The organism is Bacteroides caecimuris (assembly GCF_001688725.2).
GTDB classification, from domain to species: Bacteria; Bacteroidota; Bacteroidia; order Bacteroidales; family Bacteroidaceae; genus Bacteroides; species Bacteroides caecimuris.
This window is the reverse complement of the sequence record NZ_CP015401.2, coordinates 1,198,653-1,216,868: the sequence shown is the minus strand read 5'-3', so window position 1 is coordinate 1,216,868 and position 18,216 is coordinate 1,198,653. Positions and strand designations below refer to the sequence as shown.

18 protein-coding genes and 1 pseudogene are annotated in these 18,216 nt (G+C 37.2%); 7 read left to right on the top strand and 12 right to left on the bottom strand.

Features of this window, described 5'->3' with window-relative positions; translation table 11 throughout:
* Positions 1–51: 51 nt before the first annotated feature.
* The 5 genes from A4V03_RS05000 to A4V03_RS04980 all read right to left on the bottom strand — a co-directional run bounded on the left by A4V03_RS05000 (position 52) and on the right by A4V03_RS04980 (position 5,178).
* Complete coding sequence (locus A4V03_RS05000) at positions 52–3,168, bottom strand: N-6 DNA methylase (protein ID WP_084081197.1); 3,117 nt, start codon at positions 3,166–3,168, stop codon at positions 52–54.
* A gap of 445 nt (positions 3,169–3,613) precedes the next feature.
* Positions 3,614–4,075: an SLOG family protein gene (locus A4V03_RS04995; protein WP_081354200.1), complete on the bottom strand. Its 462-nt coding sequence runs from the start codon at positions 4,073–4,075 to the stop codon at positions 3,614–3,616.
* Between the two features lie 303 nt (positions 4,076–4,378).
* On the bottom strand, positions 4,379–4,645 hold the full coding sequence (locus tag A4V03_RS04990; RefSeq protein ID WP_227225014.1) for a DUF7688 family protein: 267 nt from the start codon (positions 4,643–4,645) through the stop codon (positions 4,379–4,381).
* Positions 4,623–4,925, bottom strand: a complete 303-nt coding sequence (locus tag A4V03_RS04985; protein ID WP_004319491.1) for a hypothetical protein — start codon at positions 4,923–4,925, stop codon at positions 4,623–4,625. Before A4V03_RS04985 ends, A4V03_RS04990 begins: the two co-directional genes overlap by 23 nt.
* 10 nt (positions 4,926–4,935) lie before the next feature.
* Positions 4,936–5,178, bottom strand: coding sequence for a DUF6926 domain-containing protein (locus A4V03_RS04980; protein WP_004319494.1), 243 nt, complete (start codon positions 5,176–5,178; stop codon positions 4,936–4,938).
* A 145-nt stretch (positions 5,179–5,323) separates the two neighbouring features.
* Between A4V03_RS04980 and A4V03_RS20640 the strand changes: the two genes are divergently transcribed.
* Positions 5,324–5,491, top strand: a complete 168-nt coding sequence (locus A4V03_RS20640; protein ID WP_157447989.1) for a hypothetical protein — start codon at positions 5,324–5,326, stop codon at positions 5,489–5,491.
* Between the two features lie 94 nt (positions 5,492–5,585).
* Here A4V03_RS20640 and A4V03_RS04975 read toward each other — a convergent pair whose 3' ends face one another.
* Positions 5,586–5,966, bottom strand: coding sequence for a single-stranded DNA-binding protein (locus tag A4V03_RS04975; protein WP_065538166.1), 381 nt, complete (start codon positions 5,964–5,966; stop codon positions 5,586–5,588).
* A gap of 806 nt (positions 5,967–6,772) precedes the next feature.
* Here A4V03_RS04975 and A4V03_RS04970 point away from each other — a divergent pair.
* Positions 6,773–7,087 (top strand): hypothetical protein, encoded by a 315-nt coding sequence (locus A4V03_RS04970; RefSeq protein ID WP_065538165.1) that lies wholly within the window; start codon positions 6,773–6,775, stop codon positions 7,085–7,087.
* Positions 7,088–7,262: 175 nt separating this feature from the next.
* On the opposite strand, the pseudogene A4V03_RS04965 reads toward A4V03_RS04970, so the two are convergent.
* A pseudogene (locus tag A4V03_RS04965) lies at positions 7,263–8,425 on the bottom strand (IS4 family transposase).
* Positions 8,426–8,709: 284 nt separating this feature from the next.
* Between A4V03_RS04965 and A4V03_RS04960 the strand changes: the two are divergent.
* Both A4V03_RS04960 and A4V03_RS04955 read left to right on the top strand, forming a co-directional pair.
* The gene (locus tag A4V03_RS04960; RefSeq protein WP_065538164.1) at positions 8,710–10,041 is read left to right on the top strand and encodes an AAA family ATPase; all 1,332 of its coding nucleotides are present in this window, start codon (positions 8,710–8,712) and stop codon (positions 10,039–10,041) included.
* A gap of 3 nt (positions 10,042–10,044) precedes the next feature.
* A complete protein-coding gene (locus tag A4V03_RS04955; protein WP_157447988.1) occupies positions 10,045–10,644 on the top strand; it encodes a hypothetical protein in 600 nt (199 codons plus the stop codon).
* A gap of 247 nt (positions 10,645–10,891) precedes the next feature.
* Here the strand turns inward: A4V03_RS04955 and hxsA2 are convergent, their stop codons facing one another.
* The 5 genes from hxsA2 to A4V03_RS04930 all read right to left on the bottom strand — a co-directional run bounded on the left by hxsA2 (position 10,892) and on the right by A4V03_RS04930 (position 14,353).
* Positions 10,892–11,149, bottom strand: coding sequence for a His-Xaa-Ser repeat protein HxsA2 (gene hxsA2 / locus A4V03_RS04950; RefSeq protein ID WP_016272192.1), 258 nt, complete (start codon positions 11,147–11,149; stop codon positions 10,892–10,894).
* Between the two features lie 36 nt (positions 11,150–11,185).
* On the bottom strand, positions 11,186–11,770 hold the full coding sequence (locus A4V03_RS04945; RefSeq protein ID WP_236588660.1) for a hypothetical protein: 585 nt from the start codon (positions 11,768–11,770) through the stop codon (positions 11,186–11,188).
* A 14-nt stretch (positions 11,771–11,784) separates the two neighbouring features.
* Complete coding sequence (locus A4V03_RS04940; protein ID WP_065538162.1) at positions 11,785–12,936, bottom strand: ISAs1 family transposase; 1,152 nt, start codon at positions 12,934–12,936, stop codon at positions 11,785–11,787.
* 75 nt (positions 12,937–13,011) lie between these two features.
* Complete coding sequence (locus A4V03_RS04935; protein WP_236588661.1) at positions 13,012–13,659, bottom strand: 4Fe-4S cluster-binding domain-containing protein; 648 nt, start codon at positions 13,657–13,659, stop codon at positions 13,012–13,014.
* Positions 13,660–13,666: 7 nt separating this feature from the next.
* Complete coding sequence (locus tag A4V03_RS04930; RefSeq protein WP_240504330.1) at positions 13,667–14,353, bottom strand: SPASM domain-containing protein; 687 nt, start codon at positions 14,351–14,353, stop codon at positions 13,667–13,669.
* Between the two features lie 419 nt (positions 14,354–14,772).
* On the opposite strand from A4V03_RS04930, the gene A4V03_RS04925 reads away from it, so the two are divergent.
* From A4V03_RS04925 to A4V03_RS04915, 3 genes are read left to right on the top strand one after another with little or no spacing between them, the layout of a single operon-like run.
* Positions 14,773–15,915, top strand: coding sequence for a class I SAM-dependent methyltransferase (locus tag A4V03_RS04925; RefSeq protein ID WP_236588663.1), 1,143 nt, complete (start codon positions 14,773–14,775; stop codon positions 15,913–15,915).
* Entirely contained in the window at positions 15,915–16,877 is a 963-nt protein-coding gene (locus A4V03_RS04920) for a hypothetical protein (protein ID WP_065538160.1), read from the top strand. Before A4V03_RS04925 ends, A4V03_RS04920 begins: the two co-directional genes overlap by 1 nt.
* Before the next feature lies 1 nt (position 16,878).
* Positions 16,879–18,216: a hypothetical protein gene (locus tag A4V03_RS04915; protein ID WP_065538159.1), complete on the top strand. Its 1,338-nt coding sequence runs from the start codon at positions 16,879–16,881 to the stop codon at positions 18,214–18,216.

The following is an 18,216-nucleotide window of genomic DNA, read 5'->3' as shown; positions in this document are numbered from 1 at the left end:
CATTTTGTTTGAAAGTTATTACAATTATAGACGTAATATAATCAGAACTATCTACTGTGCAAAATAAATGATTACTAAATAATTAAGTAATTTAACAGGAAACTTATAAAAGTTCTGATAATGCGATTCGTCAATGAAGATGTGGTCGATGCCCATAGCATGAAAATCAACGCAATCATCCTTTTTCTCACCAAGTTTCTCTTTTAAGGCTTCCAAGTTGGCATTGAGGTTCTTCTGCCGTTTCTCCAAACCTTTCTGTAACCTTTTGTTGTTATCAGCCATACCACTTTCCTCCAACACTTCCAAAGAGCGTTCCACGTCTTGAAGTTCCTGCTCGCATATCTCCAGCATGGTCTGCTCGGATTGCGGTATCTTGGAAAACTGGTCGTGCGTGAGAATGATGCAATCCCAGTTGTTGTTCTTGATCTTAGAGAACAATTCCTGTCGGTTGGCAGGTGTGAAGTCCTCTTTCCCCGGATAGAGAAGTTTTGCGGTCGGATATGCCTTGCGGAAACAGTCCGCAATCTCGTGTACGTTGGCTTTCAAGCCGATAATGAGCGGCTTCTGTATCATGCCCAAACGCTTCATTTCATAAGCCGCCACACACATTACCATTGTTTTGCCTGCACCAACTTCGTGCCAGCATACGCCACCGCCATTCTGCTTAATCATCCAGATTGCATCCTTTTGTGAGGGATAGAGGTCGTCGTATGGAAACTGCTCAAAAGAGAGGTTGGGGAATGTCTGTGCCGAACCGTCATAATGAGGACGGACGTAGCAATTAAAGCGTTCGTTATACAGGCGTACCAATTCATCACGCACGGCGATAGGTTGGTAATCCAACCATTCGTTGAACTTGCGGCGTATCTCCTGTATCTTCGTGGATGCCGCTTGTATGGCTTCTTCATCGGGTACACGGATACTTTCACCGTTGCGCATTATCTCTTTGGTGATTTCCGGAACCGTATCGTGCAGGGCGTGGACGAACAGGGCTTCCCCGTTATAGCTTCCAATCGAATAGACATTATAGGCAATGGGAGAATGGCCTTGCAAAGAGACAATATAGGTGTCGTTCACATCAAAATACATCACCGTTGTGTTTACCCCGAACAGGTTTTTGGCAAAGGAAGCGTAAATACTTGCCGGAATCCAACGCTCACCCATATTAAAGTCAAGTTCTTCATACGGAATAAGTTCGGGGGTCGCATCTCCCAAAGCCTCGACAGATGTAGCCGCCCATTTTTGAGCGTTGCCTGTCAGGTCGGCAAGAACGGTACATATCTCCTTGCACTTCTCCACGACATTACCTGCAAGGAATTTGCCTTTGTTCTCCCAACAATCCGTCAAAGGATTGTAGAATATCTCACCGGCAAGGGCTTCTGTCAGTTCTGTTTCGGTCTGTCCGGTTGTCTGTACAAGATAGTTCATATTGACCGAACCGTAATAGTTAAGGCTGCTTGCCAATGCTTCTACCGGTGTCAGTTGAATGGAAGTATCTATTTTCTTGAATGCAACAGGCTCGTGCATGATGTCGGCTTTACAGATGTCCTTTCCGAGTTGCATTTCAATCGTGAATACTTCCATGCCCAGACTATCCCAAGAGAAAAACTCCTTGTTGTCGTTGTGGTGGAAAAAGCCCCACTTGCGCACATAAGTATCATAGTGTTTGTTGAGTTGTTCCCTTAGCTTCGGATATTCGGCCAGTTCCTCGCTTTCTTTAGTTGTCAGTTCAAAGTAGGCTTCACGGATAGGAAAATAATCGTTGGCACGCTCTATGTTTATCCGGGAGACTTTTAAAGGTACGAATGTAACGGTCATGTCGGAAAAACAGTTTGCCTGTTTGTAGCGGAGTGTGCCAAGTTGGTTTTCAAAGAGTACCAACGTGCCGTTTTTCATCCACTTGTGCAACGTGCCTGTGTACGTGCGTTTTTCCCCGTTGGGTTGTGCCGCCTTGTTGGTATTAAAGCAATCAAAAAGTGACATTTGTATACCGCCAATGCCTTTGTTTGGTGTGGCAAACAGGTTCTTTCTGAAAAAACGCTCAAAGTCGGCTTTCAGCATGGAGGAAAGGGTTTGTTGCAAATCGGCTTCCTCTCCCTGCCAGCGGTATTTGCGCACATATTCCCCATATTGGTTGGTTTGTATGCGACTTTCTGTAAACAAGGCGGTTTTTGGTAAAGTAAACAATTTATTGGCATGTCCGGTATATTGGTCACTACCTGGTATGATTTCTCGGGTTGTTTCCATGAACAGCTTTTCACGGTCTGTAAGCGTTACCTTACGGCCGCTCTTTTGGAATATCAACAGGTCGCTGCCTACTTCAATGCCGCTTGTCTGCATGAACAGGCTATCAGGCAAACGTAATGCCGTAATCAGATTGCAACGGTGTACAAGATAGTCACGCACGAATTGGTTGCCTTGTGTGTCAGCGATACCTCTTGATGTGACGAAAGCCAATATGCCGCCCTCGTTCAGTTTCTCAACGGCTTTCACGAAGAAATAGTTATGGATGGTCTTGGAAGCCTGTGCATAGATGCCGCCTTTTTTGCTAAAAGTATTGTCGAACACACGGAAGTCGCCAAACGGTATGTTGGAAGCGATTACGTCAAAGCGGTTGTGTTCCGTCTCTTGGCTGTCAATCGTTTCAAATCCTTCGATGAATACCTGTGTGTCGGGATGCAGGGCGGACAATACAAGTCCGGTAAGCAGGTCTTTCTCAAAAGCCGTCCGATGTGTAGCCATATCTCCGACTGGTAGGAAACCGCCGATACTGGCGGACGGTTCTAAGAATGTGCCCATTTTAAGGTCGTTTGCCGTGAAAGTGTCTTTGATTTGCTTGGCTACAGCTTGAATAAGGAATGTCGGGGTATAAAAAGCTGTCAATACGGACGATTTCAGACTTTGCAGGAGTTGCCTGTAAAGTGTTTCATTCCCTTTTGCCGCTTTTGACAGGACGGAGAGCAAGCGTTTAACGGCTTCCTGCATGGTGTCGGGTATGGGGGTGTTCGTTCCGATACTCAATACTTCCTTGATACCTCCGCAGCCTGTAAACTTGGATAATGTCTCACGCTCTGCGGTGGTCGCATTTCTGCGTTCCTCGTGAATGGCAAGGGCTGTGCTTATCGCTTCGATATTGCCCTCTAATGCTTTTAACTTGTTGTAACTCATACGTGTATATTTAACCTTTTGTTTAATATTTCCCTTTCTTCGGGCTGGTTGTTGCAACCTGCCGGGAATTATTTTTCTGCCCCGAAAAGGTGACGGGGCAATACGGGCAAATCTGACGAAGGAAATACGCTCGAACTTGTGAGAGGAAGATTTCGTGAAGACATCCACGGCACAGCCGGATTTGACAAGTCTTGACACCGGACGTTACCTTTGCGGAAAAATAAATCCGGGCTAGGTGGAATCACGCTCAAGAAGGCAATCTTGATTGTCACGTTATTAGAGGATAGGGAAAGTTTATAAAAGGAGCCATTTCGGGTAAAAGTGGAAGGGAAGCCGTTCTTGGAGCGGATGGTAAAAAAGGGAATAGGTTATGACAGGTAATTAGAGCGCAGTGCTGACCAAAAGAAAAAGGCTCTGTGCAATCATACACAAAACCTTTCATTGATTAAAACAGATTGACAATCGACATACCTCGCTGCCTGGCTCTCTTGAAGGTATAGTATGTACCTCCTTTGGGTACTCCATCAAAATAGGCTATCAAGCAAGCGGAACATGACAGCATATAGTCATTCCTCTGCAAAAAACAGCCGTCGACATAGCTCTCATTAAGTATTACAACTTCGTCCGCTTTGGTAAGAGCGTTACGATAGCGTTCCTTATTATAAGGTGTAAACTTCTCGCATTGCCCACAATAAGGTACGGCGGCAACCAATGTAATGTCGGAATATACTTCTTTCATGGATAAGGCTGTTTCTGCGGCAAGCAGGTCGAAGCCCATCGCCATGCCACAGTAAAATATGCGGATGCCTCGATTGTAATGTTCCAATATCACTGTCCTTAATGCTTGCCGAAGCGAAGGTACTTTGTCGTAGGGTATGAAACGGTGGCCGGTAAGTGCCACTGCCATTACCTGATTATGTGAATTGGTTTGTTTCATTGTACACTCAATAGGTAATTTTAATACTCTTTGATTGATTCTATATATTCTCTTACCAGTTCTTCTGCCGCAGCATACGGGTCTTTTTTATCTACAATATCTTTCACATGAACCATGAAATTGTCTATTTCTCATATACAATTTTCATCGGTATATACTTGGCAATAATAGCCACCTACATTTTCCTCACAATCAAGATAAAATGTTACATATACTTGCGCTCCTTTTAATGTTCTTGCTGTTACCATATATTTTATTTTAATTATTGACTGGTTATAAAGCTGGAATTATGCCGCTTGCTATCAATATACCTCCTTTATAAAGTTCAATCGTGCCTGGCACAAATCCCATTTTTCCAAAAGCAATGTTACGGATATAGGCTTTGTATTCATCCGCTTTAAAGTTTTGTCCGGTCAGATTATTAAATATCATAGAGATAGATATGTTGTCGTCAGACCAAAGAATCATTTTTTGACCTTGCCTTATTTCCTCGATGCAACTTTCCTTTGGAGGATTTCTATTCGATATTACCTTCATCATCTTCATTCTTTGGGTTGTACCTACAAAAATCTACTATCAATAACCGTTCATCCATGTATTTGGAAGGGTCTGAGGCAAGGCGTTGCTTCAGCCAAAAATGTTGTCTGCCGTATCCATAAGCAAAGAACTTGTCAAAATCCGTGGTTTCAGACAATTTTGTAACAACAGCTTGAAAACCAGCTTTGTCTGTTGCAAATACAGCATGGTTTACCAGTTCAACCAATAAGTTGGGAATTTGTGCATCCCATACGTTAATAAGATTTTCAAATGTCACATTCATAGCGTCTCAATTAGATATTATAAAAAACGATACAATCTTCCACTTCGGTTGCCTTGCCGAATAGTGGGTCTTTGGTATAATAAGGTGGCATACCGCCTTGCACGCTGTCTGCAATGGGGCATACCAGTTCGATACACCGATTACGCAATAGATTGTCAATCATTTTAATCTCTTTGTCTTTCAGTCCTGTGGCGTCTCCGTTAGCCATGTAAGGCAATGCCCATGTGGGTACTCTTTCGATACTTCGTTCCATATAGCTTTTTTTAAGTTAATACTATTATTTTCTCAATGCCTGACTTGTTTTCCCTACGTTACTTTTCAGTTCCGCAGGTCGGCATATCAGACTTTTTAAGGCATCCCCTGAATGAAGCCATTGATGGAATAAGGCAAGCCCGGATATGAAAATCAACTATGCAATAGTCTATTTTCATCATACGAGCAACGTGTGGCTTGCTATTTCCGGGCTTCATTCTAATTTCGCCGCACGAAAAGTGATGTGCCGGCTTGCGAGCCAAAAGAGCAATATGCTTCTTTATAGTGGTACAATGGGAATCAATATGATATAACAGGGAGGATTGGTTAAAAAAAGAGAGTATGCGTAAATGCATCTGTTGAACATAAATAAACGGCCGAAGCCGTTTTTGAAAGGAGAAACTGCTGTTAAGCAGCTTTCTTGACTTTCTTCTTTTTTGAAGCGACAGGAGCTTTTTCTTCTTCTTTCTCCACCGGCTCATAGAAGTCGGTGACTGCCATGATGATACGGTTATGTTTGACACCTTGCTGGTCAGTCCATTCGTCGGGTTTGAAAAATCCCTTGACTGTAATGTTTTTGCCTTTCTTCAACAACTCAAAAGAAGTGCTGTCATTTTTACGCCAGGCTTCCACGTAAATGAAAGATGACACATATTCTTCTCCGTTTTGCTCCTTGCGGCTTACTGCCAGTGGGAAGCGTGCTACGCTTGCTGTTGTAAACTGACGGATTTCTGCATCCTTACCAACGAAACCTGTTACTGCGAATGAATTTTCTACTACTTTCTTCATAATTCTATTTTTTAGAAGTTAAACAATTAATTTTTATGATGCTATCGGATATTGCAGGTATAGGGCGGCACCAGGGATAGCACGCAAATACGCTATATTTTTCACGCAGTAGAAAAATGTCGGAAGATTTTCGTGTATGTCATTGGTCAGAACGGAGTGACCCGTAGATGCTTCGGCATCGCTGCATTATATCTTTGCATCTGAAAAATATTGTGACTTCGCCATCAAAAAGAGATTGACGAAGGGAGGGCGAAGAAAATAGCAGTAATAGTCGGAAAGGAAGCTGAAGTATGCTAATAACCGCACGTGGCTCTATCCATGAGGTAAAGGAGCAAATCAGAATGGAAACTTCATTATGAAATGAGGAAACCGTGAAAATCAGCAATCACATAGGCATTGTTGATATAAAGCAATACTCATTGGGATATAGATAACGTAAGGCTGACTATAAAAAGTGGAGAAACGATATTGCCGGCAGTTTCAGTAGCCTATCGGTTAGATAGAAGAAGGAAAAGGCTGTTAAACAAGGAAAAAGTTATCAGAAGGTTACTTTTCCTGTCAAAAAAGACTTTGGCTGTCTTTGGGAAAAAGGATTGCGGTGAAACCTTTTATAACAGGAGTGTATGTAAACAGATGATATATAAGAAGAAAAACCAAATGAGATAAGTTAAAAAGGTGGATTGGAATATGCTGTTTCTGCGTATCTTTGCAAATGGAAGTGCATCATAATAAGAACAAATTATAACCTTCCAAAAGAAAAGGCATAACGTGCCTATAAAGCGTATCAATAACAAAGAAGATAGAGAATGGAAAAACTGATTATATGGATTGTCCTATTGGTGTTCTTTTACCTGATGAGCAGGATAAGCACATGGAAAAAGAGAGCGGCTGCGGCCTTTCTGGTAGTGGGGCAACGTGCGATAACAAAGGAGGAACGCAAATGGGGATATCGCAATGCGCTGCGTGCAGGGGAAAAGAAAGCGGAAAGATTCTATGTATATTCAGCTTTGGAGGATTTCATGGGTGAGAAACCGATGGTGCCTTTCAAGATGAGTATTTGCAACCAGTTATTACTCAATAATTTGCAAGTAATAAATCAGAAATATGGTCGCAACCTTTAAGGGTACATTCTAAAGGGTGAAGATTTAACACTTTTATTGATTATTAACTTATTTGGAGTGCCAACACAAGCTTTTTCTTCTTTTTCGGTGCAGTTTGTTTCCTATCTTCCACTTTGTTTTGACTCGTTGTTTAATCCTATACAAATTCACTACTGTCCACTAAAAAAGTGGGCGATTAAAAATTAAATAAACTTGGTTCACTTGAATCGAGTCGTTCATTGACATTGTTGATATTTGATTTGTCGAAGAGGTCTCTCAGATACGTCTTGTCGGTAAGCGAGATTCCTATTATTTGTAGTATTTCATAAACCGAGCGTTCGAGTTTCATATCGTGCTTTATAATCACCACCAAGCAGTAAGTAATTATAGAACAATAGATTTGTATTCTTACAGCATTCTCGCTTGTACCCCAGAACTTCTTTATTTTGAGGTGCTGCTTGAGCCATTTGAAAACAATTCCACACTCCATCGGTTGCGATAAAGTTCAGTTATAATGAGTACGGGAAGTTCAAAATCGTTTGTCAGGAATACAAACTCCCGGTCTTGTCCTTCATCATAATAGATAACTCTTCGAAGCAGAATCGGATAATCTTTAGAACTTTTATAAACGGTAAACTCAATGGTTGAGTCTGATAGAACGTTCTTCGGAAGTTTCCGTTTCCAGAAGATTTGTTTGAACTTCAAGTTCTTTTTGGCGCGAACCACAAAGGCTGCTTCTATCTGTTCAATATTGAACAAATTGGCGAAGTCGTTATAGCCTCGGTCAAAGATATAATAAGCACCTTTTTCGTATGGTATTTCGGGCATTGCTTTAATGTCATTGGTTGATGCCGTTGTTATATGAAAGAATGCTGGTGCCTGTGCTTCAATATCATAGAGTGTGTGAACCTTGATTCCGCCTTTGTGCTTACGGAACTTTGCCCATCCGAAAATTTCAAGACAGAGGTCTATCGTGGTTGAGTCAAAAGCATAGGCATGACCATCAAAGCCGAATGTCTTCCCGGTGCTTTTGGAACGAGCCTCTGTTACCATATGATAGGCAAAATCTTCGAAGATTCTATAGTCACGTTGTTCATTTGCCTTGGCCAGATTACTTCGAGTTACGGACTTACCCATACCTAAGTGATACAACTTCCGCCAATGAGCTTCAAGGGCTACGGTTAAGTCACGCAGACTCTCACATTTTGCAAGTTGTCCGAACATCATTACAAGCAGTTGATTCCAACAGGAGAAGGACTTTATATACTTGTCTACCAAATATTTGCGAACAAGATAATTAAAGTGATTTCTATCTATGAACTCGGCTAATTGAGCGAAAACGTATTTGTCTTTATTCATAACAGTCTGATTATGACCGCAAAAGTAATTTCAAATCCGTTGACTGGAAAATCCCTTGTAACAAATTAAATATCAATCATTTCAAAGAACTATTCCGATTTTTTAGTGGACACCAATAATACAAATTTATATAAAATTTTTAATTTGTAAATTAAAAAAGATATTTCCATGAGTTTGTCTCCGAAAAATCAAAGAAATAATATTTAAGTGTTTTTTCACCAAAAGATTAAGTATTTCCCAAAAGTGTTCGTAACTTTGTATTCCTTATATACAATATGTAATATATGCAAAAGATTATAATAAAGAATTTCAGGCAAATAAGTCATGCAGAAATAGAAGTTAAGGATTTTCTATTTCTGATAGGAGAACAAGCGAGCGGAAAAAGTACGATTGCCAAATTAATCTATTTTTTCAAATCCTTAAAACAGGATTATTTCAATTTGCTATATGAGACAAACAAGCGTTCATTAGTCGAATTACAGAAGAAGTTAATATCTAATATTCAAAATAAATTTGCCGTATATTTCGGGTATACTTCTAGGCTGGATGACGATTTTTGTATTCAGTATATTTTCTCAACCGAGAAAGGGTATAAATTAACTCTTTTTAAAAAGAAATCACTGCAAATACAGTTTGATAATGACTATTGGGATTTTATAAGCAAGAAGACCATTGCCTTACAAAAGCAAATAGATTCCAGTAATGAAAATAAAATGAATTTCATTTTGCAAGAAAAGGCTAAGAATGCTTTAATAAAGAAGATGACCGTAGAAGTGAATAAAACATTCTTTGATGATAGGGAGACGTTGTTTTTACCTGCAGGAAGGAATATTACGGTTTCGTACCCGGAACAGTTTCAGCTATTGTTTTTTGGAGAACTTAAGTCTGCATTATATAGCAATAAAGAAACAAATACAGTAGACATAAATTTGATTAAGGAATTTGTTAGTTATTCTAAATTTCTCGCAGACTATTTTAATGGGGCAAAAGAAAATGTTGAGAATACTCCGTTTAGGCAATTAATACACACTATTATATCGCAAATTTTACATGGAGATTATAAGAATGAGAATGGCATGGAGAAAATTTTCTATAATGAAAGAGAATTCGTCCCGTTAAGTATGTCTTCTTCTGGACAGCAAGAGGTTATACGTATCATTCAAGATGTCATCTATATACTGAATGAAAAACAGAAAGCGTCACGTATCATAGAGGAACCAGAAACACATCTTTTTCCTAAAGCACAGAAATTGCTGATAGAATTATTAATTTTGGTTGCCAATAAAACCAATAGCCAGCTTATTATTACTACACATAGTCCTTATGTACAAGCGACATTCAATAATATGCTGTATTATACAAAAGTTATCAGGGCACAATCAGATAAGAAAAAAGAAATTGAGAAATTCTTTTCAACAGAGAATTTGAAAACAGCGGCTAAGGAATGTATGAATATTGACCCTGAAAAATTCCAAGCATACGCATTAAAAGCTAATTCCGATGTATATTGTAAATCTATTCTTGATGATGTGACCCAACTCATCGGGGATAATTTTATTGATGAGGAAACGGAAAACATTAATAATGAGTTCGATTTTTTATACTCTATGATTTAAGATATGAGAAATAACTTTTGCAATATAATTCAGACAATTTATACGTCCAATCCTTATACAATAGACCGCCTTTGTGGTACACCTTTATATGCCTATGATTGTAGTTTGTCAAAGCGAACTTTTCTTATCGACACAGATGTAAATCAAGATAAGTCGTTGAAAATAACAAATGGTGGGAGGAATGAAATCATTCATATCTGTATTGATGGGGGAATCATCAAACACGGTTTAGAGGATTATGTGGGAGATGGTGTTCCGAGGGGACGATGTGATTGTATGATTTTTGATAACAATAAATTACTCTTAGTCGAGTTCAAGATGGATGTTGAACCATTGACCAAAGATAAAACATTATGGAAGAATTTTAGCCATGCGATGAAACAAATAAAAGATTTTTTTCTTTATCTAAAGGCATCTTTAAAACAGGAAGGAAAAGATTTAAGTACATTTTATTCGAATGATAATATAATTCCCATTATTTGTATGAAATATGGACCGAATATACATCCTAAACGAAATGTCCAAAGAAATAATGAAAAAGAAAAGTTTAGAGAAGAAACACAATTGAAAATACAGTCTATCTGTGAATATGAATTTCTTTGAAATAATAGAGTTTACGGAGATTTTCCTTGCAACGCGCACACATCGCGCGCATATACAAAAACAAATCTATAGAAGTCTAATGAAGAAATAAGTCTACATAAATTTTATTCCTATTTGTTTTTAATACTAAAAATAGTGTTAAAAATCTGAGAACAAATACCTTTTGGTAGATTAAGAATAAAAGTTGTCTGTACATAATCAAAGGACGTATTAATATAACTTAGTACGTCCCTTGAAAAATCAATACTTATCTGCTCGAATAGTGCGAACTATGAGAGCGATGAGAACTGTGTGAACTATGCGAGCTATGGCTACTGTGAGAACTGTGGCTGGCGAGTAGTTTAAACTCGGCAGAGGACTGTTCCAACACCAATGACTGTTCCTGCTGTTGTTCGATTTGAGTGTCGCTATTAGTTACCTTAGCAACAATCTTTTCACTAACAGAGGAACAGTAACTTGCACCTGCAAGAATTGCAGAGACTGCAAAGAACAAGAGTTTCTTCATTGATACCTCCTTTTTAAAAGTTAAACATTTTGTTACCTAACACGATATATCGGATGATATATGCTCTATTTTCTTAATATGCGCACTATGTGCCTGACGATTTGATTCAAAAAATCCAGCACATTGCCCTTTTAATACGCATCCCTCACATTCGGGGATGTATATATCTTTCCAATCCGAAATAGATTGCTGGGCATAGCAGCGAATTTCATCAGGCAATACGCATAGTTGCGCATTGTAGATATATGGCTTCATACCTCTATCGGCAAGTAAAAGAACCGCTTCACGCAATTCTCTATTATAGTCATAAGGGTCTATCCACAATTCTTCAAAATTTTCCTTTGCTAGTCCTGTCGTTTCCATTTGCATAAAAGCTACTTGGGCAACAAAAGGAAAGTTATGATAGATGAAATCAGCAAACTGGGGAAGCCGTTTGTATGTTTGTTTATGGACAACTATTCGGATTCCAATACGTTGATGGAATAGCGCAAGATTGTACAATCCTTGCACCGTCTTATAAAAGGTATTTGCACCAACAATACGATTGTGTTCTTCCGCAATGTCTGAGAATAACGGTATATCTATTTGCAAATCTTGATGTCTGCACTTAGCCAGTTTCATGCAGGGCAAACGCATTATATTTTTATCTTATTTAATAGTTTGAACAAATATTCATCATTCCATCCTGCGTTTTTTCTTTTGGCTGCTACACTGCCCTTTGTTTCATCTTGTTTGATGATATAAAGGGCCATCTTATTAATTAAAGAAAAATTTTGCGCAGCATTACCTACTTTCCTTCCTGCGTCTTCTCTAAACGATACGTCTAACTGCCAATGTAGCCTGTTTTCTATATCCCAATGCGATCTTATAGCCTCTGAAATTTCTTTCGGTTTTAGCCCTAGTGAAGTAATGTAATATCTTTTTTCTACGGAAAGTTTTTTAGTGGCTACCTCCAGTCTTTCGGTACTAATTCTTACGATGGACTTGACCCCCTCAAATTTATCTTTCAGCATTGATTCCATAATCTTTCCCGGGCTATAAACCAGACATTCACGAGTCTCAATTCTCCCATGAGAAACCTCCTCTGTGACATATTTTCCATAGTGTGAACGGTATACCGGCCGATCAATATCAACACCATCCATCTCGTCTAGCCAGCGTTCCACATCCATTAACCTGTTTTTTTGATTGGCCTTTAATGCCAGAATATAGTCTGCATTATTTTCTATTATTACTTCGGCAATATCTGTTTGGCATGCAATAGCATCAATTGTCACTATGCAATCCTGCAAATCCAGAGATTTTATAAGAGAAGGAATAGCGGTGATTTCATTGCTTTTATCATCTACTTTTACCTGACCCATACTGATTCCATTGGAAACAGCCCAGGCACTAACCATATGAAGCTTGAATCCTTTTTTGCCAAAGGGATTGTCTTTGCTGCACTTACTTGCTCCACGAAGCATTTTACCGTCTATAGCAACAACCCCTTCATACTTACCACAAAGCTCAGATACCCAATCACGAAAGACCAATTCAAAATAACCGGGTTTGAGTAAACTGAAAAAACGATTGAAAGTGTCATGACTTGGGATCTTTACTAAATCAGGAAAACGACGTTTAAAGAAGTCAAACTTACAAATACCGAACCGTTCTATTTCATTCCAGCTTTCACTTCCACAGATTACAGCACACAAGGCTATATAAACGATGACTTCCAAAGAGTGTTCTTTTTTTCGGTCAATACGAGGATCTTCAAGTTGTTTACAAAGACTAATTAAGCTCATTTTAGGGTTTATTTTTGTTTAAATTCAATACAACAAAAATACAAATAAATAATTAATATACAAAATATTAATAGATTAATAATAAGACAAATAATAAAAATGAAATATAGATAATAGTTGACTAATTGATAGACAAAATATAATGCGTCTGCCCTGCAGTTTCATGGCATATCCCTTGTCTGCAAACTTTACTCCGTTAGACAAAATGCTGATTGCAGTCTTGGGTAATTCTTTTTTAATGTGGTTTATCAACGTAAAGAGATTGTCTCCTATGAGAGTTGGTTCTCCTCCCGTAATACCAATCTCTTGTGTGCTCTTATTAAACAAGGAAATAAGTTTCAGGTTGAATGGAGTTTTGTCTTTCTCTTGCAGGATAGGTGGTTGTGGACACATGATGCAGCGATGGTTACAGCGCTCCGTTGCCATCAGTGCATTATGATTGGAATTTATCTCGTACACGAAAATGACTTCTCCTTGCTTGTTGATAACAACTACATCGCCTTCTTGAAATTCATCAACACAGTTTACCACACAATACGGTTTACCTTTAGAAGAAAAAGTTTCCGCTTCTGTGATAGTAGCTAAATAGCCGAATGATGGTTTGCTTGCGTCTTTACAAACCAATATGTCGTTGGAACGACTGAACAAATTTACCTTACCAAAGGTGATACGTCCAACGATGTCACCTCCTATGTTATAGGAAGTTCCTTGAATCTGTTTCATAGCGCAATCAATTTAACCAAGACCAAAATATTCTGTTTATCTCAGGGTCATGCTTTTGCAACAACTCAAACAAGTAGTGTATGATGGCTTTTGTTTTCCTGCACATTTCGTTTGTCGGTCTAAAGCCTATCATATCGCCCTGTTCTGACATATTACGGACAGGGTCTGCACCACAATATGGTTGAAATACACATTCTGTACAAACAGGCAGACATTCATTGCAAGCGGAAGCAATGATATGATGAAGCAACTCACCATTAAACATTTCCTGATAGCTATTTTCATTTACATTGCCTAATCTGAAATAGTAATTCTTGAAACGTGCCATCATACGTGCTTCATCAGATACATATACATTGCCGTCGTAATCATAGATTGCACCAGCAATTCCTACTCCTGCCGGTGACTGTAAATCTACAAAACCGGTAGCAAAGGGTGTCAGCATTCGCTTTAACAATAATGCGGCAAAACCCTCTACGAAGAAGGTTCCCTGTTTATTCAATTCTATGATGTAATCCAATCCCTCTTTATAATTGGCAATGAAATCCTCTACGGGGTAGGCTATCTTATCTTTATATTGTTTCGCAAATCCATATGGATTGAGCGAACGTAGAAATATATTGTTGAATCCCAGTCGAATGTATTCGTCTATAATTTCCTTAAAGCGACCTAAGCTGTGTTTGGAAGTAGTCATCTGGCAAGACATGGTGGGTTTTCTTTCTTGCTAAAATTCAAGCACTTGCAAACTTCTGCAGCTTAATAGGTATCGATTTGGAAACCAGCAAAATTCTGTGTTTCACCTCGTTTTGCAGTAATTCAAAAGAACGTTTTTCTGACTGCAAAGGTAGGAAAATATATCTGAAAAGGGTAGAGCAATAAAGTATTTTTTTAACCCTTTAATTTATTCATTTTTGCATCCTCTGCATATTTTATTGAAGGAAAAGTTGTATCTTTGCCACGTAAATTGGGTTTGTTGTATACCATAGACAGCGATAAATGATAATTGATACAAATATAGGATCTGCAAAAGATAACATGAGAAGTGCCATTCATAATTGGTACAAATTCACAGCGGGCTTTTCGTACAAGTTCGTAGATTTTATCGTAGATGATATGGACACTATTCCAAATTGCATATACGAACCATTTGCTGGTTGTGGAACGACACTTGTTGCTGCGCAGAAGAAAGGCATCTTATCAATTGGAAATGAGAGTCAAAAATTAATGTGTGATGTTATTAATGCCAAATTAAATTGGGATATTAATGTTGACACATACAATAAATGTATGCATCAAATACTGCACTATGTAGAAATGCATAATAATATTGATGTATTAGATTTACACTGCCATGAACTGTTGGAAGGTTTGTATGATAAAGCTACTCTTAAAGAACTTTATTTGATAAGAGATGCAATACGTTTGTTGAATAACGAAAAATATGAACTTTTTTTCAACTTGGCCATAAGTCAAACATTGCATAAGTCGGCAATACATCCTATTGCAGTCCCTTATATTGTACGCTCAAAAAAACAAGTGAATTGCGGCAATGCTTTAGATAAGTTTCAAAGTATTGCCAAGCAAATGCTTGAGGACTTAAGGAGTGTGCCACATAATAATCGTCTTGCGCAGGTTTATAATGCAGATTCACGTAAAAAGAACAATTATATTAGTGATAGTAGTTGTGATTTATGTATCACTTCACCTCCATATCTTAATAATTTAGATTATGGAGAAGTTTCAAAAGTCCATACTCATTTTTTTGAGTTAACCAACAATTGGCGTGATATAACAGAAAAGGTAAGACATAATCTTGTTACAGGAGCAACAACGCATTATAAGGATGCTGATTTTGATATTGAGACTTTTTGTACATCAGAATTTGCAGCTTCAAATCAGTTATTAATGCAAGAATTGAAAAATTTGTTTTATAACATTCTTAAAAACTCCAAAGAACGTAAAGGCAAGAAAAGCTTTCATATTCTTATGATGCATTATTTTGAAGATATGTATTATGTTTTGAAAGAAATGTATCGTGTTTTGAAACCAAATAGTAAAGCTTATCTTATATTGGGCGATTCTGCGCCATATGGAGTATATGTTCCAACAACTAGGATTATAGGTCAAATATCCCAATCACTTGGTTTCGGAGATTATGAAATTTATAAGATAAGGGAAAGAGGCAATAAATGGAAAAACTTAAAAAATAGGCATAGTGTAGAATTATCCGAAAATATTTTAATTTTAAGTAGATAATGGAACTATATATAGACATAGCAAAATCTGAATATCACACTTTTTTTTCACAAAAAGAAAATAATGAGGGTAAGAAGTGGAGTTATTCATATGTCTATTTTTTGGAAGATTTAAAATTGGTATACAATCTTCTATGCAATAATACAACGAGGACTATAACTCACTTGTTTAATGTCTGCAACTCTCATAACATAATATCTAAGAGTGGAAAGAAATGGACAAATCGGAATATGCTGGAAATTGTTAATGCTCTTAAAAATTTCGGTCTAATCTCCATTGATGAAAATAAACCTATAAATGTGAACCTATTTGACAACAAAGAGGATAAACTAACAGAGCAGGATGTAAGAATATTCAAGGACATCTATATAAATTATTTTAGGTTTAGGGAATTTCATCAGTTATTTATAACTAGTGAGCAGCAACCCTCTTTAGACATATTATACAATGAATCAAATCCAATTTATTCATTTTCAAGTTATGGAAGGTTTGTAAATAGCTTTATGATTGATTGTGATAATTATGAGCACATTATTGAAATAGATAAAAAAGATTCCGAAATTATGCGATTTTGGGATGTTTATATAAAATGGGGAGAAACTTTGGGACTAATTGAAAAGTTTCCTTTAAAGGCATGGGGTATACATTTTATTCCTTCAGTTAAAAGTTTAAATATAGTATATTATAAGAAATCAATGCCAAGGAACTATTCAATCTTTGATTTTATTGACAATGAGTATCAGGCAGAATATATATATATACCCGATATCATAAAACTTTTAATATCAAAAGAAAGATTTTCTTTAGAAGACATCAAAAGCAAATTAGTAGATGAATGTGTAAGAATGCCTCATCGGTATAGAGCGCAAAGCACATCTGCTATTTTTGTTCAGAAAAAAGAAGAATTCTTATTTCCGTTGATGGGAAATACATATATTACTCACTTATTAAAATTATCATAGCATGTCAATGGATATACTGGGAAAATTAAGCCAAATTGAGAATCAGAAAAATATATTAAAAGAGAAGTTTTTTCTGAATTATAACCCATTCCCAAAATCGGGAATAGCAATCATCAATGAGTCAGACGACATTGTCAGTAGTTTGTCTCCTGTTAATGATGAAGTGGTAAACACCATTTTTGAGTATATAAAGGACGCACTATATAATAGTGCAACTAATGGAAAAGACTTAGATAATAAATATATTAGTTTGATTGTTCGAGGAGAATATGGCTCTGGTAAAACTCAGACCTTGATGTATATTAAATATCTTCTTCAAAATCTTAAATTAGATAATATTAGACCATATGTTATATATATCGACAATCCTGGTCAAAAATTATCAGAATTAATTGGAGGTATTATATCTCAAATAGGAATCGAGAATTTTAGAAAATATCTATGGAATATTTTTATTTCATACTTGGATAATAATATTGATGCTAAACAAGAGATTTTGAAAGAAGCAACAGGAAGGCCTATTGAGAACACTTTTTTTTCCGAACAGGAAACATCTTCACTACTTCTAATTGAAAAAATCCAGAACTATAAGGAACTAATAGATTCAATAACAATACGACGTAGTGCAACCGAAAAAAAATCTTTTATTCAATTATTAAAAGATCATATGATTCGTTGTTTTATAGAAGAGTCAGAGTCTGCGGTTGTTGCAAGTTATTTTTATGATATTGTTTCTGAGACTATTGGAATTTCAAAATCTTGGGATATGCTTGTTACTGGAAATGTCAAAGAATTAGATAAAAGAGAAGTAAACATCTTAAAAGCAATAGTAGGGATTGTTCAAAAACAGTTGGGATATACAGATTTTATTATATTAATTGACGAGTTCGAAGAAATTACAGCGGAACGCTTGAAAAAATCAGACGTTGACAATTATTTACGTAATCTTCGTTTGTTGATAGACAGAGAAAAGAACTGGTGTTCAGTATTTGCAATGACGGGTAAAGCTCTTAGTATTATAGAGAGTTATTCTCCACCATTAGCCGGTAGAATTAAAGGTAGTTTTGTTGACCTTAAGCCTCTCAATGAAGCAGAACTTAAAAAAATGATTGCGAACTATTTATCAATAGCTCGTTCAGAAAGCATAGATGACGACATCTATCCATTTGATGAATCGGGAATAAAAGAAATGTTAGAAGTAAAAGATGTGCAATTGAAGGGATCTCCAAGGTTCATTCTTAAACTTTGTTACACATTACTTCAAAGGGCTGTTGACGAATTACCAGAAAATGGGAGAATCAATCAAACTTTTGTAAAACAGTATATGAAAGTTTATTAA